Raw genomic sequence first — 609 nt, forward strand, 5'->3', positions numbered from 1 at the left:
TGGCCTGCGCCGCTGGCGCGTTGGCCTGCTTGGCGCAGCGCTTGCATGCGCAGGCGTGCCAGGTGTTGGCCTTGGGGCTCGGTTTGGTTGGCCTGGGCGGTGTCGGAGCCTTTGCCCGCACCTTTGCCCGCACCTTTGTTTTCTTGGGCGTAGTCGCTGCCCGGCAGGCTGCCGCTGGCGGTGCTGCCGATGCCGCTGTCATTCCCAGGCGTTTGGCCTGTGCGCACTTTGCCCCCGCGCCACAGGTACACCTCTTGGTTGGCCTGGCCTGTTTGGCGGGGCTGGGCTTGGCTTGCACCCAGGGCCACTTTGGGGCGGGTGTAGTCGTATTCGCGGCTGGCGTATTGGCCTGCTGTGAGCCGCTCGGTGGGGGTGAAGGCGTGGATGTACTCCTCGTCCACCTTGTGGCCAGGGGGGTAGTAGGCCATGCGGTGGTAAGCGCTGTCGCTTTGGCCCTTTTGCAGGGGGCTGAAGGCGCCGTTGTGGTCGCTCAAGATCAGGCGGTGCACACCGCCCGAGTGCTCAAAGTGGTAGTTGATGCCCCACTCTTGCATGAGGCGGGTGATGAATTCAAAGTCGGTTTCGTTGTACTGCACGCAGTAGTCGCGC

1 protein-coding gene is annotated in these 609 nt (G+C 64.7%); it reads right to left on the reverse strand.

Going from position 1 to position 609, the window contains the following annotated elements:
• Positions 1-609, reverse strand: a 609-nt coding sequence (locus B9Z52_RS17530; protein WP_199222140.1) for a phage late control D family protein, incomplete at both ends; no start/stop codon positions are given.

This window comes from Limnohabitans sp. Jir72 (assembly GCF_003063575.1).
GTDB lineage: Bacteria > Pseudomonadota > Gammaproteobacteria > Burkholderiales > Burkholderiaceae_C > Limnohabitans_A.